We start from the raw sequence: 26679 nt of genomic DNA on the forward strand, positions 1-26679 counted from the left end.
CCTGCATGACCCTTTCGGCCTGTTAAACTCGCGCCCCCGTTTCGAACGACCTGAACGACATGTCCCGACTCAACCCTCGGCAGCAGGAAGCCGTGAACTACGTCGGCGGCCCCCTGCTGGTGCTCGCCGGTGCCGGCTCCGGCAAAACCAGCGTGATCACCCGCAAGATCGCCTATCTGGTGCAGCAATGCGGCATCCAGGCCCGCCACATCGTCGCCATGACCTTCACCAACAAGGCCGCGCGGGAGATGAAGGAGCGCGTCGGCACGCTGCTCAAAGGCAGCGAGGCGCGCGGGCTGACCGTATCTACCTTCCACAACCTGGGCATGAACATCATCCGCAAGGAATACGCGCGCCTAGGCTACAAGCCCGGCTTCTCGATCTTCGATGACGGCGACATCAAGGCGCTGCTCACCGACATCATGCAGAAGGAGTATTCCGGCGACGACGGTGCGGACGAGATCAAGAACCTCATCGACAGCTGGAAGAACGACCTGATCCTGCCCGACGAGGCCCTGGCCAACGCGCGCAACCCCAAGGAGCAGACCGCCGCCATCGTCTACCTGCACTACCAGCGCACGCTCAAGGCGTACAACGCGGTGGACTTCAACGACCTGATCCTGCTGCCGGTGAAGCTCTTCCAGGAGCACGCCGACATTCTGGAAAAATGGCAGAACCGCATCCGCTACTTGCTGGTCGACGAATACCAGGACACCAACGCCAGCCAGTACCTGCTGGTCAAATTGCTGGTCGGCATGCGCAACCAGTTCACCGTGGTCGGTGACGATGACCAGTCGATCTACGCCTGGCGCGGCGCCCGTCCGGAAAACCTGATGCTGCTGAAGGAGGATTACCCGTCGCTGAAGGTGGTGATGCTGGAGCAGAACTACCGCTCCACCAGCCGCATCCTCAAGTGCGCCAACATCCTCATCGCCAACAACCCCCACGTGTTCGAGAAGCAGCTGTGGTCGGAGATGGGCCACGGCGACGAGATCCGCGTGATCCGCACGCGCAACGAAGAGGCCGAGTGCGAGCGTGTGGCGCTTGAAATCCTCACCGAACACCTGCGTACTCAACGCCCCTACAGCGACTTCGCCATCCTCTACCGCGGCAACTACCAGGCCAAGCTGATGGAGCTGAAGCTGCAGCACCACCAGATTCCCTATCGCCTGTCCGGCGGCACCAGCTTCTTCGCCCGCCAGGAGGTGAAGGACCTGATGAGCTACTTCCGCCTCTTGGTCAACCCGGACGACGACAACGCCTTCCTGCGGGTGATCAACGTGCCGCGACGGGAGATCGGCTCCACTACCCTGGAAAAGCTCGGCAACTACGCCAGCGAGCGCGGCATCTCGATGTACGCCGCGTCCGACGAGATCGGCCTGGGCGCGCATCTGGACAGCCGTTACGCCGAGCGCCTGTCGCGCTTCAAGCACTGGATGGACAACGTGCGCCAGCAATGCGTGGTCAACGAGCCGATCGCCGCCATCCGCAGCATGGTGATGGATATCGACTACGAAAACTGGCTCAGGCAGAACGCCTCCAGCGACAAGGTGGCCGACGCGCGCATGGGCAACGTCTGGTTTCTCGTCGATGCGCTGAAGAGCACGCTGGAGAAAGACGAAGACGGCGACATGACCATCGAGGACGCCATCGGCAAGCTGGTGCTGCGCGACATGCTCGAACGTCAGCAGGAAGAGGAAGAAGGTGCCGAGGGTGTGCAGATGATGACCATGCACGCCTCCAAGGGCCTGGAGTTTCCCTCGGTGTACATCATCGGCTTCGAGGAAGAAATCCTGCCGCACCGTTCCAGCATCGAGGCCGACACCATCGAGGAAGAGCGGCGCCTGGCCTATGTCGGCATCACCCGTGCCAAGCGCAACCTGGCGCTGACCTTTGCCGCCAAGCGCAAGCAGTACGGCGAGGTGATCGATTGCACGCCGAGCCGCTTCCTCGACGAACTGCCGCCCGAAGACCTGGTCTGGGAAGGCGGGGAAGAGGCGCCGGTCGAGGTGAAAGCGGCGCGCGGCAACGACGCGCTGGCGGCGATGCGGGCGATGCTCAAGCGCTGACGGCTCGCCGCGCCGAACTTTTTTTCGCGGCCGGTTTGAATCCCGTAACGCTGGCGCGGCATGCTGCTGGCATCGTGGTTTTCGGGAGGGTTGGGATGTATCACGGCGAACGCTTCAATGCCTGGACGCACCTGGTCGGTGCTGCGCTGGCGTGTCTCGGCGCGATCTGGCTGCTGGTCCTCGCCGCGCTCGACGGCTCGCCGCTGAAGATCGTCAGCGTGGCGATCTACGGCCTGAGCCTGATCCTGCTGTATAGCATCTCGACGCTCTATCACAGCCTGCGCGGGCGGGCGAAGGTGGTCATGCGCAAGCTCGATCACCTGTCGATCTACCTCTTGATCGCCGGCAGCTACACGCCGTTCTGTCTGGTCACCCTGTCCGGCACCTGGGGCTGGACGCTGTTCGGCATCGTCTGGGGCCTCGCCGTGATCGGCATGCTGCAGGAGATCAAGCCGCGCTCCGAAGCACGGGTGTTGTCACTGGTGATCTACGCGGTGATGGGCTGGATCGTGCTGGTGGCGGTCAAGCCGCTGTTCGCCGCCCTGGGTGGCGCCGGTTTCAGCTGGTTGCTGGCCGGCGGCATCTGCTACACGGTGGGCATCGTCTTTTTCGTCTTCGACGACCGCTTCCGGCACTGGCACGGCATCTGGCACATCTTCGTGATGGTCGGCAGCCTGCTGCACTTCATCGCCATTCTGTTCTACGTGCTCTGATCGGCCTCCAGCGCCGCCGCGCTGCCGAGCACCGCCTCCAGCTCGTTTGCCGCGGCACGCATCCGTGGCACGAACTCCAGCAGCTGCACCATCGAACAGCGAATGACCGGCGCGTGGCTGAACAGGCAGGCCAGCAGTTCGCCATCGGATGCTCGTACCGGCACCGCACAGGCGACCATGCCGTCGATGAATTCCTCGCAGTCGGTTCCCAGCTGTTCCTCGCGCACGCGGGCCAGGTCGTCGCGCAGCGCGCTGAGATCGGTGAGGGTGTTGCGCGCCATCCGCTGCAGCGGCAGACGCGGCAGCACCCGTTCCAGTTGCTCTGGCGGCAGCGAGGCCAGATAGAGCTTGCCGCTGGCGGTGCACCAGAGCGGCGTGTGGCTGCCGATCGGCAGGTTGATCTGCAGCGGCCAGTTGGTCTGCACCCGATCGAAATAGAGCATGTCCAGCCCGTCCGGAATCGCCAGACCGCAGGTCTCGCCGATGGCTTCGGAGAGCTGGCGCAGGATCGCCTGGCGCAGCGCCTTGTGCCGGCTGCTGCGCAGGATGTTCAGCGCCGCGACATGCAGGCGCTCGCCCGGCAGCAGCCCGCCGCGCAGGCCGAATTGCAGGAAGCCTTCCTTTTCCAGAGTCTGCACCAGCCGGTGCGCGCTGGCCTTGGGGATGTCCAGGCGCTCGGCCAGCGCGGTCGGGCTGAGCGGCTCCTTCGCCGCCGCCACCGCCTCGATGATTTCCAGCACGCGGGTGATGGAAGAGCCTTTCTCGCGGGGAGTGCTGCGCATCGTCTGCCTTGTCGTTCGATGAAGATGGACGCCCCACAGGGCGCCCGGGAGTGTAGCGACCGGCACCGCCAGTGCAACGGTACCGCGCGGGCTACTTCATGGTCGGCATGGCGAACTCGGTGCCGGCACGGATACCGGTGGGCCAGCGCCGGGTCACGGTCTTCATCCGGGTGAAGAAACGCACCCCATCCGGGCCGTGCATGTTCAGCGGGCCGAACACCGAGCGCTTCCAGCCGCCGAAGCAATGGAAGGCCATCGGCACCGGAATCGGCACGTTGACGCCAACCATGCCGACCTTGACGTTCTCCTCGAACTGCCGCGCGGTATCGCCGTCACGGGTGAAGATCGAAGTGCCGTTGCCGAACTCGTGGTCGTTGATCAGCTGCAGCGCCTCGTCGAACGACGCAACCCGCACCACGGCCAGCACCGGGCCGAAGATCTCCTCGCGGTAGATGCGCATGCTCGGCGTGACCCGGTCGAACAGCGTCGGGCCGACATAGAAGCCTTTCTCGTAGCCCTCGACCTTGATGCCGCGGCCGTCGCAGACCAGCGTTGCACCTTCCTCCACGCCCAGATCGATGTAGCCGCTGACCTTCTGCTGGTGCTCGCGGGTCACCAGCGGGCCCATGTGCGGCTCGGGCTCGACGCCCAGGCCCGGGCCGGTGCGCATCTGGCTGATTTCGCCTTTGAGCATTTCGACCAGCTTGTCAGCCACCTCGTCGCCGACACACACCGCGACGGAAATCGCCATGCAGCGCTCGCCGGCGGAGCCGTAGGCCGCGCCCATCAGCGAGCTGACCACCTGCTGCGGATCGGCGTCGGGCATCACCACCATGTGGTTCTTCGCCCCGCCCAGCGCCTGGCAGCGCTTGCCGTGGGCCGAGGCGGTGGCATAGATGTATTCGGCGATGGGCGTAGAGCCGACGAAGCTGACCGATTGCACCCGCTCATCGGTGAGCAGCACGTCCACCGCCTCTTTGTCGCCGTTGACGATGTTCAGCACACCAGCCGGCAGCCCCGCCTCGGCCAGCAGTTCGCCGATCAGCATCGTCGCGCTGGGGTCTTTTTCCGAGGGCTTCAAGACGAAGGTGTTACCGCAGGCGATGGCCACCGGCAGCATCCACAGCGGCACCATGGCCGGGAAGTTGAACGGGGTGATCCCGGCGCAGACACCGAGCGGCTGCATCAGCGAATTCGAATCGATGTCACGGCCGACGTTGGAAGAAAACTCGCCCTTGAGCAGATGCGGGATGCCGCAGGCGAACTCCACCACTTCCAGCCCGCGGGTCACTTCGCCCTGGGCGTCGGAAAACACCTTGCCGTGCTCGCTGGTGATCAGCCGGGCGACGTCGTCGCGACGTTTTTCGAGCAGTTCCTTGAAGCGAAACATGACCCGCGCGCGCACCAGCGGCGGGGTCTTCGACCAGCCGTCGAAGGCGGCCTGGGCAGCGGCGATCGCTTCGCGGGTCTCGTCCGCCGAGGACAGCGAGACATACAGGCGCGGCTCGCCGGTGGCCGGGTTGTAGACGGTGGCATGGCGCTCGGAGCGGCCGGCGACGGCCTCGTTGTTGATCAGGTTGCCGAGGGTCTGCATGGCTTCACTCCTGGTTCCAGACGGTTTCGTAGAGGTCGATGATTTCCGCTTCCGTGGGCACGCGCGGGTTGTTGCCCGGCGAGCCGGAGGCCAGCGCCTGACGCGCCATGGTCGCGCGCAGCTCGAAGAAGCGTTCGCGGGTGATGCCGAACTGTTCCGGGCTCGGCACTTTCAGCTCCTGATTGATCGCGCGCAGCTCGGCGAGCAGCTTGTCGTTCGCCACCTCGACGCTGTCGGTCTGTGCGGCGACGCCCATGCCCCGCGCGCAGTCGGCGTAGCGCTCGGGCGCCGCGGGAATCGAGAAGGCGGTGATCGCCGGCAGCAGCATGGCGTTGGACAGCCCGTGCGGCACATGAAAGAAGGCACCAATCGGCCGGCTCATGCCGTGCACCAGCGCCACCGAGGCGTTGGAGAAGGCGATCCCGGCCAGGGTCGCGCCGAGCATCATGGCCTCACGCGCGGCGCGGTTGCCCGGCTCGTGGAAGGCTGCACGCAGGTTTGGCGCCAAGAGGCGCATTGCTTCCAACGCCTGTGAATCGCTGTAGAGGCTGGCCTTGCGGCTGACATAGGCCTCGATGGCGTGGGTCAGCGCGTCGATGCCAGTGTCGGCGGTGACCCGCGGCGGCAGCGAGAGGGTCAGCTCATAGTCGATCAGCGCGGCGATAGGCATGAAACCGAGGCCCGCGCAGAGCATTTTCTCGTCGCTGGTCTCGTCGGTGATGATGGTGAAACGCGTCGCCTCCGAGCCGGTGCCGGCGGTGGTGGGAATGGCGATCAGCGGCAGGCCGGCTTCGCTGACATCGCGCGGGAAGCGGTAGTCGCGCATCTCGCCGCCGAACTTGCCGAGGATGCCGATGGCCTTGGCTGAATCGATCGGGCTGCCGCCGCCGAGGGCGACGATGGAATCGAAGTCCCCCTGACGGACCATTTCGACGCCGGCGCGAATGGAGGCAGCGGTCGGTTCGGGCAGGGTATCGGCAAAGCACTGGCTGGCGATGCCGGCCTCTTCCAGCTGGCCGGCGATGCGCGCGACATAGCCGAGCTCGACCATCATGCGGTCGGTGACGATCAGCGGGCGACTGCAGCCCAGTTCCTGCAGCACGCGGGCGAGTTGCCCGCTGGCGCCAGCGCCGACTTCCATCAGGCGCGGCAGGACGATGCGGTGGCTCATGAGCATTCTCCGAGGTGGGCCGCCTGAGGCATGGCGGCTTCTTATTCTGAGACTTTATGTCTCACTATCGAGCCTGGAGAGTAGAAAGCGAATGGGTAGACGTCAACAAAAAACGAGACCGACGGTCTCGTTTTATTCTTTGCTTAGACACCTTCGATCAAGTAGAACCCCGCCGATAGCGCTCCGCTGCTGCGGCCAGTCGCTCAGCGCGTGTCTGTACCTGCGCGCGGGTCTCCGAGTTGCCCAGCCCCTGCAGGTCGGCGTCGACATTGAGCAGCACGGCATCGACACAGGCGACCAGCAACAGGACGGCGGCCTCGACGTCGCACCGTAGCGCGGGGTCGACCAGCAGCAAGGCACGCTCGGCAATGCCCAGCGCCTCGATACAGGCATGGGCCGTGGCCAGCGGCACGGCACAGGCTTGGCGCGCCGCCGAGGACGCCAAGCGATCATCGTGCTGATCCTTGAGCACCTCGCGGAACACCGCCACATCGTCGTCGGCAAAGGCACCTGGACGGCCGAGCAGTGCCCGCGCCTGGTCGAGCAACGCGCTGCAGCGGTCATCGTCGCGCTGCCCGGCCGTGACCCGCAGCGCCTTGACGATCAGCGCTACGGCGAGGTCCGCGGTCACCGCCGCGACCGCGCCGCAGCCGGGCAGCGCGCGCTCGGCCACGGCATTGCGAAACTGCGCGAGGGGCAGTTGCCAGAGCCCCTGCCCCACACCAGGTCGGTCGGCGTCGGTCATCCGGCGTTGGCGCCTTGCCAGTGCAGCAGCACATCGAGCATGCGGTTGGAGAAGCCCCACTCGTTGTCGTACCAGGCCATCACCTTGACCAGCTCACCCTGCACGCGGGTCTGGCTGAGGTCGGCGACGCAGGACGCCGGATAGCCGTTGAAGTCGCAGGAGACCAGGGCTTCCTCGTTGCACTCCATCACACCGGCCGGCAGTTTCTGCGCCCCGGCACGGAGGATCTCGTTGATCGCGTCGACGCTTGCCGGCGCGTTCTCGGCGATGAAGGTCAGGTCGACCAGCGAGACGTTCGGCGTCGGCACCCGCACCGAGAGGCCGTCCAGACGCCCAGCCAGCTCCGGCAGCACCAGGCCGATGGCGTTGGCCGCACCGGTGGTGGAGGGAATCATCGACAACGCCGCGGCGCGCGCGCGGTAGAGATCGCTGTGCGCCTTGTCCAGCAGGTTCTGGTCATTGGTGTAGGAATGCACGGTGTTGAGCAGGCCCTGACGAATGCCGACCGCCTCGTGCAACACCTTGGCCAGCGGCGCCAGGCAATTGGTGGTGCACGAGGCGTTGGAGACGACGCGTTGATCCCCCAGCAGCTGGTGATTCACACCATAGACCACGGTCAGGTCGCCGCCATCCAGCGGGTGCGAGGCGAACACGCGGCCGGCCCCGGCCTGCAGGTGCTGCTCGATCATCGCGCGTTTCTTGAACTTGCCGGTGCACTCGAGCACCACATCTACATTCAGCTCCCTCCACGGCAACTGGGTCGCATCGCGCTCGGCCAGCAGGCGGATCGCCTGGCCGCGCACCACCATTGACTCACCGTCCAGCTCCACCGGTTCGGGAAAACGACCGAAGGTCGAATCGAACCGCGTCAGATGCACCAGCGTTTTGTGGTCGCTGAGATCGTTGATCGCGACCACCTGTACCCGATCCTGCAATCCACGCTCGAACAGCGCTCGCACGACGGCGCGGCCGATACGTCCATACCCGTTGATGGCAATACGTAGCATGCAAATCTCCTCGGAGGGGGTGGAAAGTCTGTCGTTAGCTTAGGCGGAGTATCCACCCTTGCGTTCATCGCGGACCGACCAGGATCAATTAACAGGCGAACCCATGTGCCGTTGGCCAGTCGTAAACCTGACAGAGCGGTCGTGCAGGATCGGCCGCGACCTGAGACGATTCAGGGGGTGCGTGGCATGAGCGAGACAACCCGAACGCCGTGGTGGATGGGTGCGACCGTTTATCAGATCTACCCGCGATCCTTTGCCGACAGCAATGGCGACGGCGTCGGTGACCTCAATGGCGTGCTGCGCCACCTCGATCATCTACAGCAGCTGGGCGTCGATGCCCTGTGGCTATCGCCGATCTTCCGCTCGCCAATGGCCGATGCCGGCTACGACATCAGCGACTACTGCGACATCGATCCGCTGTTCGGCTCGCTGGCCGATATCGACCGGCTGATTGCCGAAGCCCATGCGCGCGATATCCGCGTGCTGCTCGACTTCGTGCCCAACCATACCTCCGACGAGCATCCCTGGTTCGTCGAGTCGCGCAGCTCGCGGGACAACCCCAAGCGCGACTGGTACATCTGGCGGGACCAGCCGAACAACTGGCGCGCCGCGCTGGGTGCCGGCAGCGCCTGGACCTGGGACGAGCACACGCAGCAGTACTACCTGCACCTGTTCCTCGCCAAGCAGCCGGACCTAAACTGGCGCAACCCCGAAGTGGTCGCGGCAATGCACGACGTGCTGCGCTTCTGGCTCGATCGCGGCATCGATGGCTTTCGCATCGACGTCATTCACTGCACCGGCAAGGATCCGAGCTTCGCCGACGATCCGCGCTGCCAGGCCGGTCAGCCACTGTCAGACTTCAACGACCAGCCCTACAGCCACGAGGTGCTGCGCGGCCTGCGCAAGCTGGTCGACAGCTATCCCGGTGATCGCATGCTGGTCGGCGAGGTGAACATCCGCTCCACCGAACGCGTGCTGCAGTACTACGGCGCCGGCGACGAGCTGCACCTCGCCTTCAACTTCAATCCGCTCGATGCGCCCTGGGACCCGGTGCTGTTTCGCACATGCATCCGTGAGGTCGAGCACTGGCTGCAGCCGGCCGGCGCCTGGCCGAGCTGGGTGCTGTCCAACCACGACAATGTGCGTCAGCGCAGCCGCTACCAGGGCTCCGAGCGCGCCGCCCGCGCTGCCGCGGTACTGCTGCTGACGCAGCGCGGCACACCGTTCATCTACCAGGGCGAGGAACTGGGCCTGGAAGACGCACACATCGCCGACGAGGCGCGCATCGACCCGGGCGGCCGCGACGGCTGTCGTGCTCCCATTCCCTGGCTGGCCGAACCGCCCCATGACTGGAACGGCGCGTCGCCCTGGCTGCCCTTTCCGCCCGATGCCGACGAGCTGGCCGCGGAACGGCAGGTCGGCGCGGCGAACTCGATGTTCGCCCTCTATCAGCGCCTGCTCGCAGCGCGCAAGGCCAGCCCGGCGTTGCACCACGGCGACTTTACAGAGCTGCCGTCGCACCCCGAAGTACTGGCCTACCGCCGAAAGCAGGGCGGCGACTGCCGGCTGGTTTGCATCAACTTCGCCGATCACGAACATGTCTTCGCGCAGAGCGGGCACTGGCGTGTGGAGATCGCCAGCGATGGCGTCGGCGAGGGCGAACCCTTCACTGGCACCCTGACGGCCGGGCAGGCATTGATCCTGCGCCCGGCGGAGAGCTGAGCATGCGTCCACTCTGGTATCGCAACGCGGTGATCTATCAGGTCGATCCCGCCCTGTTCCGCGACAGCAACGGCGACGGCTGCGGCGACCTGCGCGGCATCACCGAACGGCTGGACTACATCCGCGGCCTGGGTGCCACCGCCGTGTGGATCATGCCCTGCTACGCCTCACCGTTTCTCGACGCCGGCTACGACGTCACCGACCACCTGCAGATCGCCACGCAGTTCGGTGACCTGGCCGACATGGTGGCGCTGCTGGAAAAGGCCGAGGAGCTGGGCTTGCACGTGATCGTCGAACTGCTGGTGCAGCACACCTCCAGCGAGCACAAGTGGTTCCAGGAGGCGCGCCGCGACCGCAACTCGCCGTACCGCGACTACTACATCTGGGCGGACGAACCCGACGACTCGATCGAGCCGATCTTTCCGACCGTCGAGGACAGCGTCTGGACCTGGGACGAGGAAGCCGGCCAGTACTATCGCCACCTCTTCTACAAGCACGAGCCGGACCTTGACCTGACCAATCCGCGGGTGATCCACGAGATCGAGCGGATCATGTCGTTCTGGCTGCGCCTGGGCGTGTCCGGCTTTCGTATCGACGCCGCGGTGCACATGGTGCGCCAGGCCGGCGGTGGCGACCTGCGCCAGGGTTACTGGCTGCTGGAACACATGCGCGACTTCGTCACCATGCGCCGCCCGGAGACCGTATTGCTCGGCGAAATCGATACCGACCCGGAGAAATACGTCGAGTACTTCGGCGACGAAGCGGACCGCGTCACTCTGCTGCTGGATTTCTGGACCAACAACCACTTCTTCCTGGCGCTGGCCCGGCAGCAGGCCGAGCCGCTGGTCCGCGCCCTGAACAGCCAGCCGCTGCCTCCCAGCCATTCGCAGTACGCGCTGTGGATTCGCAACCATGACGAGCTGAGCCTGGATCGGCTGGAGGAGGATGAACGCAACGAAGTCATGGACACCTTCGCCCCCGACCCGAAGATGCGCGCCTACAACCGCGGCATCCGCCGAAGGCTCGCGCCCATGCTCGACGGTGATGAGCGCCGGATAGCGGCGACCCACGCCCTGCTCTTCTCCTTGCCCGGCACACCGATAATCCGTTACGGCGAGGAGATCGGCATGGGCGACGACATGGAACGCCCCGAGCGGCAGGCCGTGCGTACACCGATGCAGTGGTCCAACGAGCCCAACGCCGGCTTTTCCTGCACCACCGCCGAGCTGGCAGCACCCCTGATCGACGAAGGCCCGTTCACCTACGAGAAGATCAATGTGTTCGCCCAGACCCTGCGCAGCGATTCGCTGATGGCGCGCACCGGCAACATGATCCGCACGCGCATCGGCCTGCGCGAGATCGGCATCGGCAAGCGCACAACTGTCGAAGTGAACGACCCGGCGGTGTTCGCCATCCGCCACGACAACGGCTCCACGGTACTCATGCTGGTCAATCTCGCCGACCAGGAAACGACGGTCGAGATCACCGCCGACGACCTGCAGGACATGGTCGACGTGCTTGCCGATTGCGACTACGACCAGCCGGAAGGCACGCCGCTGGAGATTCGCCTCGGGCCCTACGGCTACCGCTGGCTGCGGCGCAAGCAGCAACTGTTCGGATAGGAGCGACCCATGATTCTCGACGCAACACAGTGGCGTGCCTGGCACGGCGATGACTTTCCCGAGGGCAGCTGGTACCGCGACGCGGAGCAGCTGTGCGCCATCGTCGGCGCGCCGCGGATCGACCTGATCTCCCGCGAGCGTTACGCCGACTTCATCCTGCGCTTCGAATACGCATTGCCGGTCGGCGGCAATTCCGGGGTGTTCTACCGCGTCGACGAGGCCGCCGAACTCGCCTGGCACAGCGGGCCGGAAATGCAGCTGCTGGACGATGCCGTGCATCCCGACGGCGCCGAACCGACTACCCGCAACGGCGCACTTTATGGACTGCTGGCCACTCAGCAGGAGACGCCGATCGAACCGGGCAGCTTCATGGAGGGCGCGCTGCTGGTGCGCGGCATGGAGGTCGAACACTGGCTGGACAACCGCATGGTGCTTGGCTATCGCCTGGACGACCCGGCACTGCGCACATTGATCGGCGCCAGCAAGTTCGCCGACAAGCCCCTGTATGCACAGGCCGGCGCCGGCCATATCGTGCTGCAGCACCACGGCGAGGCCGTGCGCTTTCGCCGCCTGTCGATCGAACCGCTCAGCTGAACGTCGCCCTTGGATCGGCGCGGCGAATTGAGCGAGAATGCGCGGCTTTTCCAGGCTGCGAAACGCAGTGACGGCAGAAGCGCCAACGCGCCGAGCGTCAGGCAAGCCGCGGCCGCCCACGCTTGAGGTAGCGTTCGTGGAACAGCTGAAAGAGAAGATTCGCAGTCAGGGCATCGTGCTTTCCGACCGGGTGTTGAAGGTCGACGCGTTCCTCAACCACCAGATTGATCCAGTCCTGATGCAGGCCATCGGTCGTGAATTCGCCCGTCGCTTCCGCGATGACGGCATCACCAAGATCGTCACCATCGAGGCCTCGGGCATCGCACCTGCGGTCATGGCCGGCCTGGAGCTGGGCGTGCCGGTGATCTTCGCCCGCAAGCATCAGTCGCTGACCCTGCAGGACAACCTGCTCACGGCGACCGTCTATTCGTTCACCAAGCAGGTGGAAAGCACCATCGCCGTGTCGACGCAGCACCTGTCTTCCAACGACCGCGTGCTGATCATCGATGACTTCCTGGCCAACGGCAAAGCCGCCAAGGGCCTGATCTCGATCATCAATCAGGCCGGGGCCAGCATCGCCGGTCTCGGCATCGTCATCGAGAAATCCTTCCAGACCGGTCGCAAGGAACTGGAAGAGGCTGGCTACCGCGTCGAGTCACTCGCCCGGGTCGCCTCGCTGGCCGATGGCGCGGTGCAGTTCATCGACTGAACGCGAGCTGCGCATGCGCCGTTCATGAGGCGACCGGCGCGGCCTTCCCGCGCCACAGCGTCACCAGCGCACCCTGCGTGCCGGCCAGCGGATCGCTGACGGGCACGCCGACGCGGGCTATCCGCGCCTTCGAGTCGTCATGGCTGGCCGCGTCGGGGCGCTGCATGTCGTACTGCTGATCCACCGGATAGCCGGCCACCACCTGAAAATCCTCGCTGGCCTCCAGTGCGCAATGCCCGGTGCCGGCCGGCAGCACCAGCGCATCGCCGGCACGCAGTTCGACTTCCTCGCCATGCTCCCCACCGAGCATCAGCCGTGCCCAGCCGCTGGCCACGCCGAGCACTTCGTGGGCGGTGGAGTGGTAATGGTGGTAGTCGTAAACCGTCCCGCGCCAGGCCGACGGCCAGAGATGGCTGTCGAACAACCGCTCGAACGCCTCTGCCGGACTCGGCCCCGCCAAGGGCAGCTGGCGATAGATCAGCACCGGGTGCGGGCTGTTGGGTGTGCGCCCGTCACTGGAGAGCTGCAACTGTTCGGGATGCGGCGCGGTACTGGGCATGCGGGCCTCCTTCTCGGATCGATGAATCGGCCAGGCGGCCGTATCAGTTTCGACTCGAGACGCTCGCGCTTTGCTCCCGCCAGAAACGACAAAGCCGCCCGGAGGCGGCTTTGCTGATGACACGGCGCTCGATCAGAGGCCGGACATGTGCTGGATGGCGGCCTTCAGCTCGTCATCGGAGCAGTCGCCACAGGTGCCTTTCGGCGGCATGGCGTTGATACCGCTGATGGCGTGCTTGAGCAGGCCGTCCAGACCACCGGCGGCATCGGCACGGGCCGACCAGGCGGCGGTATCGCCAGTCTTCGGCGCGTTCAGCAGGCCAGAGCCATGGCAGGCAGTGCAGAACTTGCCGTACACATCGGAACCGCTACGGGCGGCACCACCAGCGGCAACGGCAGCGCCGGCACCAGCGGCTGCGCATTCTTCACCTTGGATACATACTTCGCCCACCGGCTTGAGGCGCTCGGCGATTGCTTCGTCGGTCGCAGCCTGAGCGCTCATTGCCCACAGGGCCAATACGGCAGTCTGTGCTACCAGGATCTTCTTAATCAGGTTCACCTTACACCCTCATTGTGGCTAGACACGCCCGCGGCCACGGTATCGCGAGCGGCGGTCAGTATAACGGCAAGCCATGCCGGCCGAAACAATACGAAAGGCCCGAGGATTCCCAGCGACGCTTTGTCGCATCGCAACTTTCGGACGAACCTAGGCCGGTAGTGGTTAAAAGTTGGCCGGTGTCGTCGCGCTGATCAACCGCGCCGGCGCATCGAACGGATTGCGAAAACGATGCGGCTTGGCGCTCTCGAAATAGTAGCTATCGCCGCTCTCCAGCACATAGACCTGACCATTCACGGTCAATTCGAGACGCCCTTCGACCAGCATGCCGGCCTCCTCGCCCTGATGCGAGAGCATGTCCATTCCGGTGTCGGAGCCGGGCGGATAGGTCTCGTCGAGAAAGGCGATGGCACGTCCCGGGTGCGCCTTGCCCACCAGCTTCATGCTCACCGCCCCGTCCGAGATATCGATCAGCTCGCCAGCCTTGTAGACCACCTGGGTATCGCTGTCCTGATCGAAGTCGGGCGAGAAAAACTCCACCAGCGACATCGGGATGCCGCCCAGTACCTTTTTCAGCGAGCTGATCGAAGGGCTGACGCTGTTCTTCTCGATCATGGAAATGGTGCTGTTGGTCACGCCTGCGCGCTTGGCGAGTTCACGCTGGGACAGGCCCTTGAGCTTACGGATGGTTTGCAGTCGAACGCCGACGTCCAATACGGGAGCCCCCTTTCAAGAGCGAAGCGATGAGGGGGCTTATGATGGCAACGGCGTTCAAAATTTACAACACTGCTTCCGGCCGAGCCGGCGCCCGGTTCACGCGGCGCTCCCAGGCCTCAGAGTACCGGCCCGGCAAGATCGGGCATGGCCGCTACAACGGTGATCTCGACCCGTACATCCGGTGAATACATCAGTGCCTGAACGGTCGTCCGTGCCGGTGCCGTTCCAGGCGCGACCCATGCATCCCACACCTCGTTCATGCCGGCATAGTCGCCAGCGATGTCCTTCAAATGGATGGTCGCCGACAGCAGACGGGCCTTGCTGGTGCCCGCCTCGTCCAGCAGACGCTCGATGCTGGCAAGCGTTTCGCGGGTCTGCTGGCGGATGTCACCGGCCAGATCATCGGCCAGTTGCCCGGACAAATAGACCGCGCCGTTATGGATCACCGCCTCGCTGTAGCGTGTCTCAGTGTGCAGCCGCCGGATGGGCATGTTTGTGATTCTCCTTGTGCTTGCCGTAACGGAAGATATCCAGCCCCTCGGTGCTGATCTGCGGGCGCTTGGATGCCAGCAGATCGGCGAGCACCCGCCCGGAGCCGCAGGCCATGGTCCAGCCCAGCGTGCCGTGACCGGTGTTGAGGAACAGGTTGCGATAGGGTGTCGCACCGATGATCGGCGTACCGTCGGGCGTGGCCGGTCGCAGGCCGGTCCAGAATACCGCTTCGCTCGGATCGCCGCCCAGCGGGAACAGATCGCCCACCACCATTTCCAGAGTCTCGCGGCGGCGCGGGTTGAGCGACAGGTCGTGTCCGGCGATCTCCGCCATGCCACCGACGCGGATACGCTGATCGAAGCGGGTGATGGCAACCTTGTAGGTCTCGTCGAGCACGGTGGACTGCGGCGCCATCGCCGGATCGCTGATCGGCACGGTCAGCGAATAGCCCTTGAGCGGATAGACCGACGCGCGAATGCCCAGCGGCTTGAGCATCTGCGGGCTGTAGCTGCCCAGCGCCAGCACGTAGCGATCGGCGACTTCCAGCTTGCCGTCGATCCACACCCCGGCGATGCGGTCACCGGCATGCTCCAGACGCTGGATGTTCTGCTCGAAACGGAACTCGACGCCCAACTGTCGAGCCATCTCCGCCAGGCGGGTGGTGAAGAGCTGGCAGTCGCCGGTCTGGTCGTTGGGCAGGCGCAGGGCGCCGCTGAGCTTGTCCGCTACCTTGGCCAGGGCCGGTTCGACCCGGGCGATACCGGCGCGATCGAGCAGTTCGTACGGCACGCCGGAGCGCTCCAGCACGGCGATATCCTTGGCCGCTGCATCCAGCTGGGCCTGAGTGCGGAACAGCTGCGTGGTACCGAGCTGGCGCCCTTCGTACGCGATACCGGTTTCGGCGCGCAGCTCGTCGAGGCAGTCGCGACTGTACTCGGACAATCGCACCATGCGCTCCTTGTTCACCGCATAACGCGCCGCAGTGCAGTTGCGCAGCATCTGCGCCATCCACAGATACTGGTCGATATCACCGGTAAGCTTGATGGCCAGCGGCGCATGACGCTGCAGCAGCCACTTCATCGCCTTCAGCGGCACACCCGGCGCGGCCCAGGGAGAGGCATAACCCGGCGACACCTGGCCGGCATTGGCGAAGCTGGTTTCCATTGCCACGGCCGGTTGCCGATCGACCACAACCACCTCGAAACCGGCCCGCGCCAGATAGTAGGCGCTGGCGGTGCCGACGACTCCGCTACCCAGTACCAGTACACGCATTGCAGCCTCCCGCCCGTTGGAACGGACTTTTCCGGATTCACTATTGATTCGGAGTATAGGAAGGCCTGAGCAGTGTTATTCACCATATAAAAAGCTATATTTGGCCATTATTCACGCCAGCGAAGCTTTATTTGGAGGGTTTATCCCTTGAGAACGCGCCACCAGAGCCGTCGCGAACTGGACAAGATCGACCGCCATATCCTGCGCATCCTGCAGGCCGAAGGACGCCTGCCGTTCACCGAGCTGGGCGAGCGCGTCGGCCTGTCCACCACGCCCTGCACCGAGCGGGTCCGGCGCCTGGAGCGCGAGGGCATCATCATGGGCTATTCGGCGCGGCTGAACCCGCAGTATCTGAAGGCGGGGCTACTGGTATTCGTCGAGATCAGCCTGGCGTACAAGTCCGGCGACATCTTCGAGGAGTTCCGCCGCGCCGTGCTCAAGCTGCCGCATGTGCTCGAATGCCACCTGGTTTCCGGCGACTTCGATTACCTGGTCAAGGCACGGATTTCGGAGATGGCGTCCTACCGCAAGCTGCTCGGCGACATCCTGCTGAAGCTGCCTCACGTACGCGAATCGAAGAGCTATATCGTGATGGAGGAGATCAAGGAGTCCCTTGACCTGCCGGTCCCGGACTAGAGCCGCTGACAACACATTTCATAATGCCGCGACGGACCTTGTACGCCGCCGTCGGTCCGAGCCGCCTTTGCTCCGGGATACCGCTCCGGTCTACCCTAGAAAAATGCAGACTCTTCATGACACTTCAGTGAACCACCGTGCATCCGCTTCGAACACCAGCGACCATGCACCCTCCTACTATGCCGCGAGCGTCAACCGCGAGCTGACCCTTGAGCCGCTGCAGGGCGAACAGCGGGCCGACGTGTGCATCGTCGGTGGCGGCTTCTCCGGCCTCAACACCGCCATCGAATTGGCCGAACGCGGGCTCAGCGTCATCCTCCTGGAAGCGCACCGCATCGGCTGGGGCGCCAGTGGCCGCAACGGCGGCCAGCTGATCCGCGGCGTCGGCCATGATGTCGAGCAGTTCAGCAAGATTATCGGCGAAGAGGGTGTCGACGAGCTCAAGCGCATGGGCTTCGAGGCGGTGGACATCGTTCGCCAGCGCATCGAGCGCTACGCCATCGACTGCGATCTGACCTGGGGCTACTGCGACCTGGCAACCAAGCCTCGTCACCTCAAGGGCTTCGACGAAGACTATTCCGACCTGCTGCGCCTGGGCTATCCGCATCAGTTGCAGCGCGTTTCGCGGCCCAACCTGGCCACCGTGGTCGGCTCGCAGCGCTATCTCGGCGGGCTGCTGGACATGGGTTCCGGGCACCTGCACCCGCTCAATCTGGCGCTTGGCGAAGCGGCCGCGGCGCAGTCGTTGGGCGTGCGGCTGTTCGAACAGTCGGCAGTCGAGCGCATCGAGTATGGCCCGCAGATCAAGGTGTATACCGCGCAGGGCGTGGTGCACGCGGACAATCTGGTGCTCGCCTGCAACGCCTACCTCAACGGCCTGCAGCCGAAGCTCGCCGGCAAGGTGCTGCCGGCCGGTAGCTACATCATTGCCACCGAACGCCTGCCCGAACCGTTGCGCCGTGAGTTGCTGCCGCAGAACACGGCCGTCTGCGATCAGCGCGTGGCGCTCGACTACTTCCGCCTCTCCGCCGATGGCCGGCTGCTGTTCGGCGGCGCCTGCCACTACTCCGGCCGCGATCCGAAAGACATCGCCGCCTATATGCAGCCGAAGATGCTCGAAGTGTTCCCGCAGCTGATCGGCATCGGCATCGACTACCAGTGGGGCGGCATGATCGGTATCGGCGCCAATCGCCTGCCACAGATCGGTCGCCTGCCGGAGCAGCCCAACGTGTTCTATGCCCAGGCCTACTCCGGGCACGGGCTGAACGCCACCCACCTGGCCGGTCGGCTGCTGGCCGAAGCCATCGCCACCCAGGAAAGCCAGGGCTTCGACCTGTTCGCCAAGGTGCCGCATCCGACCTTCCCTGGTGGCCGGGCGCTGCGTTCGCCTTTGCTGGCGCTCGGCATGCTCTGGTACAGGCTGAAGGACCGCTTCTGAATTTTCCGACGAAGCGCAGCGTCCAAGCATGAATGAATGGATGCAGACCCGGAGCCACCTTGCGCGCCTATCTGACGCTGTTGCTGCTTGTGCTGCTGGCCGGTTGCGCCAGCCATCCTGCGCCATCCGAGTCCCATGCGGTCGCCGCCGACGCCTCACCGCTCGGCCGTCGGATCCAGCAGCTCGCCGCCGACCATCCTGACGGCCACTCGGGCTTTCGCCTGCTTCCCGAGAGCACCGAGGCGTTCACCGCCCGCAGCGAGATGATCCGCGCGGCCCAGCTCAGCCTGGACGTGCAGTACTACATCGTCCATGACGGCCTGACCACGCGGGCGCTGATCGACGAACTGCTGCAGGCCGCCGATCGCGGCGTACGCGTGCGCTTGCTGCTGGACGACACTACCAGCGACGGACATGACTACCGGATCGCGACGCTCGCGGCGCACCCCAACATCCAGGTCCGCGTGTTCAATCCGCTGCATATCGGCCGCAGCAACGCTGTCACTCGCACCCTGGGACGGCTGCTGCACCTGTCTCTGCAGCACAGGCGCATGCACAACAAGCTGATGCTGGTCGACAGCAGCCTGGCGATCGTCGGCGGACGCAACCTTGGCGACGAGTACTTCGAGGCGGACCAGGCGATGAACTTCACCGACATCGACCTGCTCGGTGCCGGCCCGGTGGCCGAACAGCTGGCGCGAAGTTTCGATGAATACTGGAACAACCAGCTCAGCGTGCCCATCCAGCGCTTTCTCTGGTCGCAGCCCAAGGCCAGCCGCCTGGACAAGGCGCGGCAGGAGCTGCGTGACTACCTGCAACAGGCACGACAGGACAACAGCAAGCAGTACCAGCGGCTGATGCAGTACAAGCAGCGTCCGCAACTGCAACGGTGGCTGGAGGAACTGATCTGGGCGCCCGGCGAAGCCATGTGGGACGCGCCGGAAAAACTGCTGGCCGAGGGTGTGCCTGCTGCCTCCCTGTTGCTGACCGCCCAGCTGGCTCCCTCCATGCAGGCGGTCAGCCAGGAGCTGACGCTGGTCTCCGCCTATTTCGTGCCGACCGACAGTGGCGTCGACTACCTGGCCGACCGGGCCGGTGCCGGCGTCGTCGTTCGCGTCCTGACCAATTCGCTGGAAGCCACCGACGTTCCGGCGGTGCATGGCGGCTACGCGCCCTACCGCGAGCGGATGCTGGAGCTCGGGGTCCGCCTGTTCGAACTGCGCCGGCAGCCGGAGCAGGAACCGTCTTACAGCTTTCTCGGCGAATCGGAGTCGAGCCTGCACAGCAAGGCGGCGGTGTTCGATCAGGAAAAAGTCTTCATCGGCTCGCTCAATCTCGACCCGCGCTCGATCCTGTGGAACAGCGAAGTCGGCATTCTCGTGGAAAGCCCCGAACTGGCCCGAGAGGTGCATCGCCTGACCCTGGAAGGCATGTCGCCAGCGGTGAGCTACGAGGTGCGCCTGGAGGAGCGAGGTGGACAGCGGCAGCTGGTCTGGATCGCGGAAGACGGTGGCCGGCTGCGCGTCATCGAAAAAGAGCCAGGCGGCCCATGGCGACGTTTCAACGCGTGGTTTTCCAACGTGATCGGCCTGGAAAAAATGCTCTAGGTTCGCCGCTCGCCGCTCGCCGCTGCGCGATAGCGACGCAAATGACTACAAAGCGCTACAAATCATTCTTTGGGGTGATACCACTTGGCCAGCGCTCCGTTAGGCTCAATTCGCGGCTGCCAGCACGCAACGCTTCTATAAAAATAAGAAAGGAGCACAACAATGGAACGTTTCACCCGCCTCTGGCTATTGCTGATACTTGCGATGCTGCCCGGTTTCACCGAGGCGGCGCCAAGCGAACCTGCCACTGCCCTGCAGAACATGCAGATCCATGCCAACCGCGCCACCAGCAGCCTGCTGCTCTACCGTGGCGAAGGCTTCCAGAAGGCCCATCTGTTACGCCTGGAGGACGACATCCGGGCACTGAATGCGGCCATGCTCGAAGTGCCCAACCCCACCAGCGCGCTGCGCGAAGGTCATCAGGAGCTGCTCGCGCGTTTGCGTGAGGGAGCGGGCTTCGGCTACGAGGAAGACGATATGCCCTGGGGCTGGCCACTGCAGATGAGCAAGGCCCTGCGCGATTTTCTCACCGCGGTTCGCGCGCAACAGGGCGCCGATGCTCGAGCGGAATTGCCGGCCAAGGTCGAGTACCTCGCGGTGCAGTACCTCAGCCGTGCCTACATAGGTTCCTTCGAGATTGCCCGCGAGCAGCCGGATACCTACCTGGGTCAGGATGAACGCCAGCTGGTGCCGGCCATCGATACACAGCTGGCCGAGCTGGACGGCAAGCGTGATCCGACGCTGGCGAAGCTCAAAACGCGCTGGGATTTTCTCAAGGTGGCACTGGAGGACATGAACAGCGCCAGCAACAACTTCAGCACCGCCTCGGGCCGCCCCTTCGCGCCGATCATGGTCGACCGCCACGCGCGCAGCCTCAGCGACCAGTGGATGGCCGCACGGCCCTGACGCGCTTCAGCTACGCGCGGTCGACTCGCGCAGACGCACCGGGCCGACGCGCGCCTCGATGGCGAGGCGCAGCGGCTCGCGCAAACCGAGCATGAAACCGAGTTCCGCCGCAACGAACAGCGGGCCGATGATCAGGCCGGTCAGGTCATCGACGAAGGCCGGCTTGCGCCCCTCGAAATAGTGCCCGACGAACTGAATGATCCAGCCGAGCACGAACATCCCCACGCCCGCGCTCAGCCAGAGCGGCGTGCCGGCGCTCGCCAGGCGTGCGCCCAGCCACAGGCAGACCAGCAGCACGGCGCTCATAAGCAGGCCATAGCGCCAGTCGAGACGAAGATAGAAGACCGCAGCGGCAAGCGATACCAATGCTGCCGGACTGAGCCAAAGGCCGCCCCACTCGATGGCGGGACGCGAAAGAAGCACGGCCACGGCGAGCACGATCAGCGGGATGCCGATGAAATGGCTGAGCAGATTGCGCGGGTCACGGTGGTAGGCGGCGTATTGCGCCAGGTGATCGGTCAGGCTTTTCATGGTGCTGTCCCAGACAACGGCGGTCCGCCAAGCTTAGTCGCTGCCTGCGGAGCCGTCCCGCCCAGGCGCACGGCTATAGCGCCAAGCTGCAGGACCGAAAGGCTATTCCTCGGGCCGATAGCCCAGGCGCAACCCACCCCAGTGGCGCCCGCCGACCATGATCGGCACCGACAGATCATGCATCAGCTCACCGGTATCACGACTGTAGGTCTGCAGCAGCACGCGGCGCTGGTGGCTACCGCAGCGTCCACCGGTGCGATCGTTGAACAGGCGCTTGCTGCGACTCTTGACCCGGTCGATCTCAGGATTGCCCACCGGCGGCTGGCTGAACGCCCGATTATGGGTCGGCACATAACCTTCCGGGGTCGTGGCGATGGCGTAGACGAGTGACTGATGCTGCCCTAGCAACGGCTCCTGAATGGCCGGCAAGACCTCATCGGCGTAACGATCGAAGCGCGTCTGGTACTTCACCGGATCGGTATTGGGCAACGCCCGGTAGTTGCGATCGAAGAGGTCGTCGAGGCTGATCCGCCCGGCCTGGACGTCGGCCTCGAAGCGCGCCGCGATGGCTGCTGCGCCTTCGCGGGCCAGGTCGTAGATCGCCTGGTGGTAATCGTCCAGCTGTACCTCGGCCAACTGCTCGCTGGCGCTTTCGGCCTGGGCGACCAACCGTTCGGCAGCCTGCTCGAGCTGGCGGGTCTGCTTCTCGCTGTCCAGCGCATCGGCGCGCAGCTGGTCGAGGGCGACGAACTGCCCAGTAAGCCGCTGATGGTTGTCGGCGGTACCGGTGGTGATCTGCTCCACCTGGCTTTCGACGCTACCGGCCAGTTCGGCGATGCCGCTGAGCTGTTCGCCGGTAGCGGCGATCTGTTCGGCCGCAACGTCCAGCTCGCTGCCCTGCCGCTGGATGTAACTGACCACCGCTTCGCTCTGCTCACGGATGTCGGTCACCATGCGTCCGACTTCCTCGGTGGCGCTGGATGTGCGCGCCGCCAGGCTGCGAACCTCGTCGGCTACCACGGCGAAGCCACGACCTGCCTCGCCGGCGCGGGCGGCCTCGATGGCGGCATTGAGCGCAAGCAGATTGGTCTGACTGGCAATGGACTGAATCACATCGGTGATCCGACGGATCTCTTCGGTGCGCGCGGACAGGCCATCGATCAGCTCACGGCTGGCATGGGTCTGCGCGCTGAGCTGCTGCATGCGCTCGATGGCGCGCTGCAGCTCGGTCTGACCGGCATCGCTGCGCTGGCGTACCGCCTGCGCCGCGTCCAGCGTATGACGCGCGCGCTCGGCGCTGTCCTGCTCAGTGGCGGCGATGGCTTGGGCACCATTGGCGATCTCACTCACCGCCTGTAACTGCGACTGAAGCCGGCTGGCCAGTTGTTCGGCGCTATAGGCCACCTGTGCGGCGGACAGCGCGTTGTGGCAGGTATTGCGCGACAGGTTCTTGCTCAACTTGGTGAAGCTCTGGGAAGCATCCCCCTCGGCCGACGTACCATCCTGCGCAGCCCGCCCGAGTAGGAACCACGGCAGGAGCGCCGCGAGCAAGAGCAGGACCGCCGTGACCAGCACGGGCGGCGCCAGCCAGTGATGCGCGAACAGCAGTCCGATGATCAGCGCGGCGTGCAACACGATGGCCTGGGGATGGCGTTTGGCAGGGCTCATAGCGGCCTCTTGTTCTTGTCGGGGCGATCCGACGTTGTACCCATACGCTCCGCTAAAGAACAGTAGTGCCTTAGTAGCAACGTGCCGTTATCGGAGGCTCACTTCCGATTTAACGGCCGCTTCGCGCCAAACTGAAGGCACCACGCCTGCCACCGGTCAGCATCGCCGGTCTCGGATCACCCCGGCCGATCGGCCGCCGCGAGAGGCAGCGCCAGCTGCACGCGTCGGCGCAACCAAGGGCTCGGCCGGTAGCGCGCCTCGCCGCCATAGCAGAGCTGCATCGCCTCGAGAATGGCGAGGACGCGCGCCGCACCGTAGTGCTCGGCAAACCCCAGCGGCCCTTTTGGGTAGCCAAGCGCGAGAGTGATTGCCCGGTCCAGCGTATGCGGATCGGCGATGCCCTTCTGGGCGATCTCACAGCCCAGGTTGACGATGCTGGCCACGACGCGCTGGCTGACGAACCCCGGCGAATCGTTGATCACCTCCACCGGCACGCCGTCGCCGCCCAGCGCCTGCCGCGCCTGGGCTTCCAGTGCGGGGTCGAGCGCGGGCGTACGCATCAGCACGCGTCGCCGTTCGCGATCGCAGAACAGGTCGTAGGCGATGCAACGCTCCGCCGGCAAATCCAGACGCGCGATCATCGCGCTGGCGTCCTCACCCAACGGCGTGATCAGGCAGATCGCCTGTTCCGACGGCGTCTCGCCCGACTCCAACTGTGCACCCGCCAGGCCCAGCAAGGCCGCCAGCCAGCCGCGCAGCTCGGCGTCCTGGCTGTCCAGCCAGAACGGGCGGTCGACCGGGGCTGGCTCGACGGCCGGCTCCGGCGTCCGCATCTGCTGACCATTGTCGTAGCGGTAATAGCCCTGACCGGTCTTGCGCCCGAGCAGGCCGGCGGCGACCCGCTGCGCTGCCTGGTAGGACGGCGTATAGCGCGGGTCCTGATAGAACTGCTGGTACACCGACTCCATCACGGCGTGAGAGACGTCCAGGCCGGTGAGGTCGAACAGTTCGAACGGCCCCATGCGAAAGCCCGGGCCGTCGCGCAGGATGCGGTCGATCTGCTCGGCATCAGCGATGCCCTCGGCGAGGATGCGCTGCGCCTCGGTGCTGTAAGCGCGACCGGCATGGTTGACCAGAAATCCGGGAGTATCGGGTGTGATCGCAGGGAAATGCCCGGCCTCTTCGGCCAGCTTGACCAGCCGCTCGATCACCTGCGGATCGCTGCGCTCGCCGCGCACCACTTCCACCAGCTTCATCAACGGCACCGGGTTGAAGAAATGAAAACCGGCCACCCGCTGCGGGTGCCGGCAGGCCGCGGCGATCCGCGTGACCGACAGTGACGAGGTATTGGTCGCCAGTACCGCGTCCTCGGCAACCAGCGCCTCCAGCTCGACGAACAGCGCCTGTTTGGCCTCGAGATTCTCGACGATGGCCTCGATCAGCAGGTCGCAACCGGCCAGCTCCTGCAGCGTCGAAGCCGGCTGCATGCGCGCCAGGGTGGCATCGAGTTCTTCGGTGCTCAGGCGGCCCTTGGCCAGACTGCGCTCCAGCAGCTCGCGATTGAAACGCAGCGCCTCGGCGACCGATTCGCCGCGCGCATCGTAGAGCCATACCTGCTTGCCCGCGCTGGCAAACAGCTGAGCGATGCCCCGCCCCATGGCGCCGGCACCGATGATTCCGATACGTTCGAACATCCCAAGCCCCTCCTCACACGCCGCACATTCCGCAATGCGGAATAACATTCCGCCAGATTGACCAGCAGGCTAAAGACTGCCACTCTGCGGCGCAACCTCCTACCGATACGCCCTTATGTCCGAGCATTCACGCCAGCAGGTCGAAGCCTCCATAACCGGCTTCTTTCAGGATATCGGCTGCCGCCTGACCGAGTACGGCCCCGAGCGGGCGGTGATCGAACTGCTGCTGCAGCCTCGCCACCTGAACAACGCCAGCAACCTGCACGGCGGCGTCAGCGCAACCTTGCTCGACGTGGCGATGGGCCTGTGCGGCACCTGGACCGAGCAGGCGGACCAGCGCCGCGTGGCGACCACCCTGTCGATGAACGTCAACTTCAGCGCACCGGCGCCAGCCGGCAGCCGCATCCGCGCGGTGGCACGCTGCCGCTCCTCCGGGCACAAGGTATTCATGGCCAGCTGCGACCTGCTGGACGAGCAAGATCGCCTGCTGGCCTTTGGTGAAGGCGTCTACCAGCGCGGCAAGCTGCGCAGCGAGCTGCCCTGACCGATGCTGGCCCTGCTGCCACTGGCGCTCGCTTGCGAGCTGTTCGCGCTGGTCTCCCGCTTGCAATGGCCGAGCGTGATCAGCGGCGCCCTGCTGGTACTGTTCTTCCTCTGGCACTGGCGCTCGCTGATGCCCTACCCGCGCCGGCTGGGGCTGGTCACGCTCGGCCTGCTCGCCTGCTGGTTGCTGCTTGGCACGCCCAGCTGGGAGCAGGCGCAGCGGATGCTGGCTGCCGCTGCCTATTACGGCGCGTTCATCGGCGCGCTGGGGCTCGCGCACTGCGCAGTCAAGCGGCTGCCACAACTGGGCGAGCTGCACCGCTTGCTGCTGCGACAACCGCGCCGGCGCCTCTACCCGAGCTATCTGCTGAGCACCTTCGCCATCAGTTCGGTGCTGAGCTTCGGCATGCTCAACCTGGTCTGCGGCTCGCTGGAACGTCATCTGGACGGCCGCGGCTACAGCCCGGCACAGCGGCGCGAGGGCGCCCGCGGGGTGATGGTCACGGCACTGCGCGGCTTCGCCCTGGTGCCCTTGCTGGCACCCACCAGCGTTGCCGTGGCGATTCTCACCCGCGAGCTGCCAGGGCTCAGCTGGAGCGCACTGCTGCCGTTCGGGCTGCTCTGTGCGGCAATCCTGCTGGTGGTCGGCTGGACGATGGACAATCACCGGTTGCAGCAACTGCAAGCGGGCGGCGAGCTGCCGCCAGCTCCGGCCGGTGAGCTGCGCGGGCTGCTGTACGGCAGCCTCTTGGGCATCGCGCTGATCGCTCTACTGGCCAGCCTGACCTGGCTGTCGGCGACCCAGGCAGCGATGCTGCTGGTGCCGCTCGCCGTGGTCGGCCTGTTGTTGCGCCAGGGCGGCTCGCCAAGCGACATCTATGGCGAGGTACGCGACACCCTCGCTGGAATGCGTAACGAGACCTTCATCTTCGCCTGTTCCGCCTTGCTGGGCGGGCTGACCGCCATCCTGATTCCGGTCGAACGGCTGGCAGGTCATTTCAGCAGTACGCCCCTGGCGCTGTTCGGCCTCGGCGCCATCGGCATGCTCGCCATCATCGCCCTGGCGCTGCTGGGTGTCGCGCCGATCATCTCGCTGAGCCTGTGCGCCGCACTGCTGGCCCAGCTGGCAGGCCACGGCGTCGCGGTGATGCAGCCGGCGGTGGCGCTGCTGGTGGGCTTTTCTCTGGCGATGCTGCTGTCGCCCTATGGGCCGTCGGCGCTGATGCTGGCGCGCCACGCGGGGATCTCCCCGTGGCGCATCGCCTTCGGCTGGAACGGCCGCTTCGTCCTGCTGGTGCTCGGTCCGCTGCTGCTGGTACCGCTGCTGGCGTAG

At 65.3% G+C, this 26679-nt stretch carries 25 protein-coding genes; 12 read left to right on the forward strand and 13 right to left on the reverse strand.

Annotation, left to right across the window (positions count from 1 at the left end; all coding sequences use genetic code 11):
- Nucleotides 1-59 precede the first annotated feature (59 nt).
- Both rep and trhA read left to right on the forward strand, forming a co-directional pair.
- Nucleotides 60-2069, forward strand: a complete 2010-nt coding sequence (gene rep / locus ACX1DW_RS14350) for a DNA helicase Rep (RefSeq protein ID WP_458991732.1) — start codon at nt 60-62, stop codon at nt 2067-2069.
- 95 nt (nt 2070-2164) lie between these two features.
- Complete coding sequence (gene trhA, locus ACX1DW_RS14355; RefSeq protein ID WP_208217386.1) at nt 2165-2782, forward strand: PAQR family membrane homeostasis protein TrhA; 618 nt, start codon at nt 2165-2167, stop codon at nt 2780-2782.
- Here trhA and ACX1DW_RS14360 read toward each other — a convergent pair.
- The 5 genes from ACX1DW_RS14360 to gap form a co-directional block, all read right to left on the reverse strand.
- Nucleotides 2770-3564 carry an IclR family transcriptional regulator gene (locus ACX1DW_RS14360; RefSeq protein WP_208217385.1) on the reverse strand — a complete coding sequence of 265 codons (795 nt, stop codon included), beginning with the start codon at nt 3562-3564 and terminating at the stop codon, nt 2770-2772. The genes trhA and ACX1DW_RS14360 overlap by 13 nt on opposite strands.
- Nucleotides 3565-3655: 91 nt before the next feature.
- A complete protein-coding gene (locus ACX1DW_RS14365) occupies nt 3656-5158 on the reverse strand; it encodes a CoA-acylating methylmalonate-semialdehyde dehydrogenase (protein ID WP_196111932.1) in 1503 nt (500 codons plus the stop codon).
- A 4-nt stretch (nt 5159-5162) separates the two neighbouring features.
- Nucleotides 5163-6329 carry an iron-containing alcohol dehydrogenase gene (locus tag ACX1DW_RS14370; protein ID WP_458991733.1) on the reverse strand — a complete coding sequence of 389 codons (1167 nt, stop codon included), beginning with the start codon at nt 6327-6329 and terminating at the stop codon, nt 5163-5165.
- A gap of 157 nt (nt 6330-6486) precedes the next feature.
- Nucleotides 6487-7074 (reverse strand): cyclodeaminase/cyclohydrolase family protein, encoded by a 588-nt coding sequence (locus ACX1DW_RS14375; RefSeq protein WP_458991734.1) that lies wholly within the window; start codon nt 7072-7074, stop codon nt 6487-6489.
- Nucleotides 7071-8081 (reverse strand): type I glyceraldehyde-3-phosphate dehydrogenase, encoded by a 1011-nt coding sequence (gene gap, locus ACX1DW_RS14380; RefSeq protein WP_458991735.1) that lies wholly within the window; start codon nt 8079-8081, stop codon nt 7071-7073. The genes ACX1DW_RS14375 and gap overlap by 4 nt, the downstream gene beginning before the upstream one ends.
- Before the next feature lie 186 nt (nt 8082-8267).
- Between gap and ACX1DW_RS14385 the strand changes: the two genes are divergently transcribed.
- The 4 genes from ACX1DW_RS14385 (at nt 8268) to ACX1DW_RS14400 (ending at nt 12728) form a co-directional block, all read left to right on the forward strand.
- Nucleotides 8268-9803 (forward strand): alpha-amylase family glycosyl hydrolase, encoded by a 1536-nt coding sequence (locus ACX1DW_RS14385; protein ID WP_458991736.1) that lies wholly within the window; start codon nt 8268-8270, stop codon nt 9801-9803.
- Between the two features lie 2 nt (nt 9804-9805).
- Complete coding sequence (locus ACX1DW_RS14390; protein ID WP_458991737.1) at nt 9806-11425, forward strand: alpha-amylase family protein; 1620 nt, start codon at nt 9806-9808, stop codon at nt 11423-11425.
- Between the two features lie 9 nt (nt 11426-11434).
- A complete protein-coding gene (locus ACX1DW_RS14395) occupies nt 11435-12019 on the forward strand; it encodes a 3-keto-disaccharide hydrolase (RefSeq protein WP_020306739.1) in 585 nt (194 codons plus the stop codon).
- Between the two features lie 136 nt (nt 12020-12155).
- Entirely contained in the window at nt 12156-12728 is a 573-nt protein-coding gene (locus ACX1DW_RS14400) for a xanthine phosphoribosyltransferase (protein WP_208217379.1), read from the forward strand.
- 22 nt (nt 12729-12750) lie between these two features.
- Here the strand turns inward: ACX1DW_RS14400 and ACX1DW_RS14405 are convergent, their stop codons facing one another.
- From ACX1DW_RS14405 to dadA, 5 genes are all read right to left on the reverse strand, one after another.
- Nucleotides 12751-13287, reverse strand: a complete 537-nt coding sequence (locus ACX1DW_RS14405) for a cupin domain-containing protein (RefSeq protein ID WP_020306741.1) — start codon at nt 13285-13287, stop codon at nt 12751-12753.
- Nucleotides 13288-13419: 132 nt separating this feature from the next.
- Entirely contained in the window at nt 13420-13845 is a 426-nt protein-coding gene (locus ACX1DW_RS14410; RefSeq protein ID WP_020306742.1) for a c-type cytochrome, read from the reverse strand.
- 162 nt (nt 13846-14007) lie between these two features.
- Complete coding sequence (locus ACX1DW_RS14415; RefSeq protein ID WP_020306743.1) at nt 14008-14556, reverse strand: cupin domain-containing protein; 549 nt, start codon at nt 14554-14556, stop codon at nt 14008-14010.
- A gap of 119 nt (nt 14557-14675) precedes the next feature.
- On the reverse strand, nt 14676-15050 hold the full coding sequence (locus ACX1DW_RS14420) for a RidA family protein (RefSeq protein ID WP_053526898.1): 375 nt from the start codon (nt 15048-15050) through the stop codon (nt 14676-14678).
- On the reverse strand, nt 15025-16323 hold the full coding sequence (gene dadA, locus ACX1DW_RS14425) for a D-amino acid dehydrogenase (RefSeq protein WP_458991738.1): 1299 nt from the start codon (nt 16321-16323) through the stop codon (nt 15025-15027). Before dadA ends, ACX1DW_RS14420 begins: the two co-directional genes overlap by 26 nt.
- Nucleotides 16324-16470: 147 nt before the next feature.
- Here dadA and ACX1DW_RS14430 point away from each other — a divergent pair, with 147 nt between their 5' ends.
- The 4 genes from ACX1DW_RS14430 (at nt 16471) to ACX1DW_RS14445 (ending at nt 20910) form a co-directional block, all read left to right on the forward strand.
- The gene (locus ACX1DW_RS14430) at nt 16471-16959 is read left to right on the forward strand and encodes an Lrp/AsnC ligand binding domain-containing protein (protein WP_053526900.1); all 489 of its coding nucleotides are present in this window, start codon (nt 16471-16473) and stop codon (nt 16957-16959) included.
- Nucleotides 16960-17062: 103 nt separating this feature from the next.
- On the forward strand, nt 17063-18397 hold the full coding sequence (locus ACX1DW_RS14435) for an NAD(P)/FAD-dependent oxidoreductase (RefSeq protein WP_200596080.1): 1335 nt from the start codon (nt 17063-17065) through the stop codon (nt 18395-18397).
- Nucleotides 18398-18456: 59 nt separating this feature from the next.
- On the forward strand, nt 18457-20004 hold the full coding sequence (locus tag ACX1DW_RS14440; RefSeq protein WP_458991739.1) for a phospholipase D family protein: 1548 nt from the start codon (nt 18457-18459) through the stop codon (nt 20002-20004).
- Nucleotides 20005-20166: 162 nt separating this feature from the next.
- On the forward strand, nt 20167-20910 hold the full coding sequence (locus ACX1DW_RS14445; protein ID WP_156245508.1) for a hypothetical protein: 744 nt from the start codon (nt 20167-20169) through the stop codon (nt 20908-20910).
- 6 nt (nt 20911-20916) lie between these two features.
- On the opposite strand, the gene ACX1DW_RS14450 is transcribed toward ACX1DW_RS14445, so the two are convergent.
- From ACX1DW_RS14450 to ACX1DW_RS14460, 3 genes are all read right to left on the reverse strand, one after another.
- On the reverse strand, nt 20917-21441 hold the full coding sequence (locus tag ACX1DW_RS14450) for an Mpo1 family 2-hydroxy fatty acid dioxygenase (protein WP_102839533.1): 525 nt from the start codon (nt 21439-21441) through the stop codon (nt 20917-20919).
- Between the two features lie 102 nt (nt 21442-21543).
- Nucleotides 21544-23109, reverse strand: coding sequence for a methyl-accepting chemotaxis protein (locus ACX1DW_RS14455; RefSeq protein ID WP_200600499.1), 1566 nt, complete (start codon nt 23107-23109; stop codon nt 21544-21546).
- A gap of 176 nt (nt 23110-23285) precedes the next feature.
- A complete protein-coding gene (locus tag ACX1DW_RS14460) occupies nt 23286-24803 on the reverse strand; it encodes a 3-hydroxyacyl-CoA dehydrogenase (protein WP_458991740.1) in 1518 nt (505 codons plus the stop codon).
- Nucleotides 24804-24918: 115 nt separating this feature from the next.
- On the opposite strand from ACX1DW_RS14460, the gene ACX1DW_RS14465 reads away from it, so the two are divergent.
- Both ACX1DW_RS14465 and ACX1DW_RS14470 read left to right on the forward strand, forming a co-directional pair.
- Nucleotides 24919-25347: a PaaI family thioesterase gene (locus tag ACX1DW_RS14465; RefSeq protein WP_458991741.1), complete on the forward strand. Its 429-nt coding sequence runs from the start codon at nt 24919-24921 to the stop codon at nt 25345-25347.
- Nucleotides 25348-25350: 3 nt separating this feature from the next.
- Nucleotides 25351-26679 (forward strand): hypothetical protein, encoded by a 1329-nt coding sequence (locus ACX1DW_RS14470; RefSeq protein ID WP_458991742.1) that lies wholly within the window; start codon nt 25351-25353, stop codon nt 26677-26679.

This window comes from Stutzerimonas sp. KH-1, assembly GCF_054483855.1.

Excerpts from the sequence above, each read along its gene's own strand:
- rep (WP_458991732.1), top strand. The coding sequence starts at position 60 with ATGTCCCGACTCAACCCTCGGCAGCAGGAAGCCGTGAACTACGTCGGC.
- trhA (WP_208217386.1), top strand. The coding sequence starts at position 2,165 with ATGTATCACGGCGAACGCTTCAATGCCTGGACGCACCTGGTCGGTGCT.
- ACX1DW_RS14360 (WP_208217385.1), bottom strand. The coding sequence starts at position 3,564 with ATGCGCAGCACTCCCCGCGAGAAAGGCTCTTCCATCACCCGCGTGCTG.
- ACX1DW_RS14365 (WP_196111932.1), bottom strand. The coding sequence starts at position 5,158 with ATGCAGACCCTCGGCAACCTGATCAACAACGAGGCCGTCGCCGGCCGC.
- ACX1DW_RS14370 (WP_458991733.1), bottom strand. The coding sequence starts at position 6,329 with ATGAGCCACCGCATCGTCCTGCCGCGCCTGATGGAAGTCGGCGCTGGC.
- ACX1DW_RS14375 (WP_458991734.1), bottom strand. The coding sequence starts at position 7,074 with ATGACCGACGCCGACCGACCTGGTGTGGGGCAGGGGCTCTGGCAACTG.
- gap (WP_458991735.1), bottom strand. The coding sequence starts at position 8,081 with ATGCTACGTATTGCCATCAACGGGTATGGACGTATCGGCCGCGCCGTC.
- ACX1DW_RS14385 (WP_458991736.1), top strand. The coding sequence starts at position 8,268 with ATGAGCGAGACAACCCGAACGCCGTGGTGGATGGGTGCGACCGTTTAT.
- ACX1DW_RS14390 (WP_458991737.1), top strand. The coding sequence starts at position 9,806 with ATGCGTCCACTCTGGTATCGCAACGCGGTGATCTATCAGGTCGATCCC.
- ACX1DW_RS14395 (WP_020306739.1), top strand. The coding sequence starts at position 11,435 with ATGATTCTCGACGCAACACAGTGGCGTGCCTGGCACGGCGATGACTTT.
- ACX1DW_RS14405 (WP_020306741.1), bottom strand. The coding sequence starts at position 13,287 with ATGCCCAGTACCGCGCCGCATCCCGAACAGTTGCAGCTCTCCAGTGAC.
- ACX1DW_RS14420 (WP_053526898.1), bottom strand. The coding sequence starts at position 15,050 with ATGCCCATCCGGCGGCTGCACACTGAGACACGCTACAGCGAGGCGGTG.
- dadA (WP_458991738.1), bottom strand. The coding sequence starts at position 16,323 with ATGCGTGTACTGGTACTGGGTAGCGGAGTCGTCGGCACCGCCAGCGCC.
- ACX1DW_RS14435 (WP_200596080.1), top strand. The coding sequence starts at position 17,063 with ATGCAGACTCTTCATGACACTTCAGTGAACCACCGTGCATCCGCTTCG.
- ACX1DW_RS14445 (WP_156245508.1), top strand. The coding sequence starts at position 20,167 with ATGGAACGTTTCACCCGCCTCTGGCTATTGCTGATACTTGCGATGCTG.
- ACX1DW_RS14450 (WP_102839533.1), bottom strand. The coding sequence starts at position 21,441 with ATGAAAAGCCTGACCGATCACCTGGCGCAATACGCCGCCTACCACCGT.
- ACX1DW_RS14455 (WP_200600499.1), bottom strand. The coding sequence starts at position 23,109 with ATGAGCCCTGCCAAACGCCATCCCCAGGCCATCGTGTTGCACGCCGCG.
- ACX1DW_RS14460 (WP_458991740.1), bottom strand. The coding sequence starts at position 24,803 with ATGTTCGAACGTATCGGAATCATCGGTGCCGGCGCCATGGGGCGGGGC.
- ACX1DW_RS14465 (WP_458991741.1), top strand. The coding sequence starts at position 24,919 with ATGTCCGAGCATTCACGCCAGCAGGTCGAAGCCTCCATAACCGGCTTC.
- ACX1DW_RS14470 (WP_458991742.1), top strand. The coding sequence starts at position 25,351 with ATGCTGGCCCTGCTGCCACTGGCGCTCGCTTGCGAGCTGTTCGCGCTG.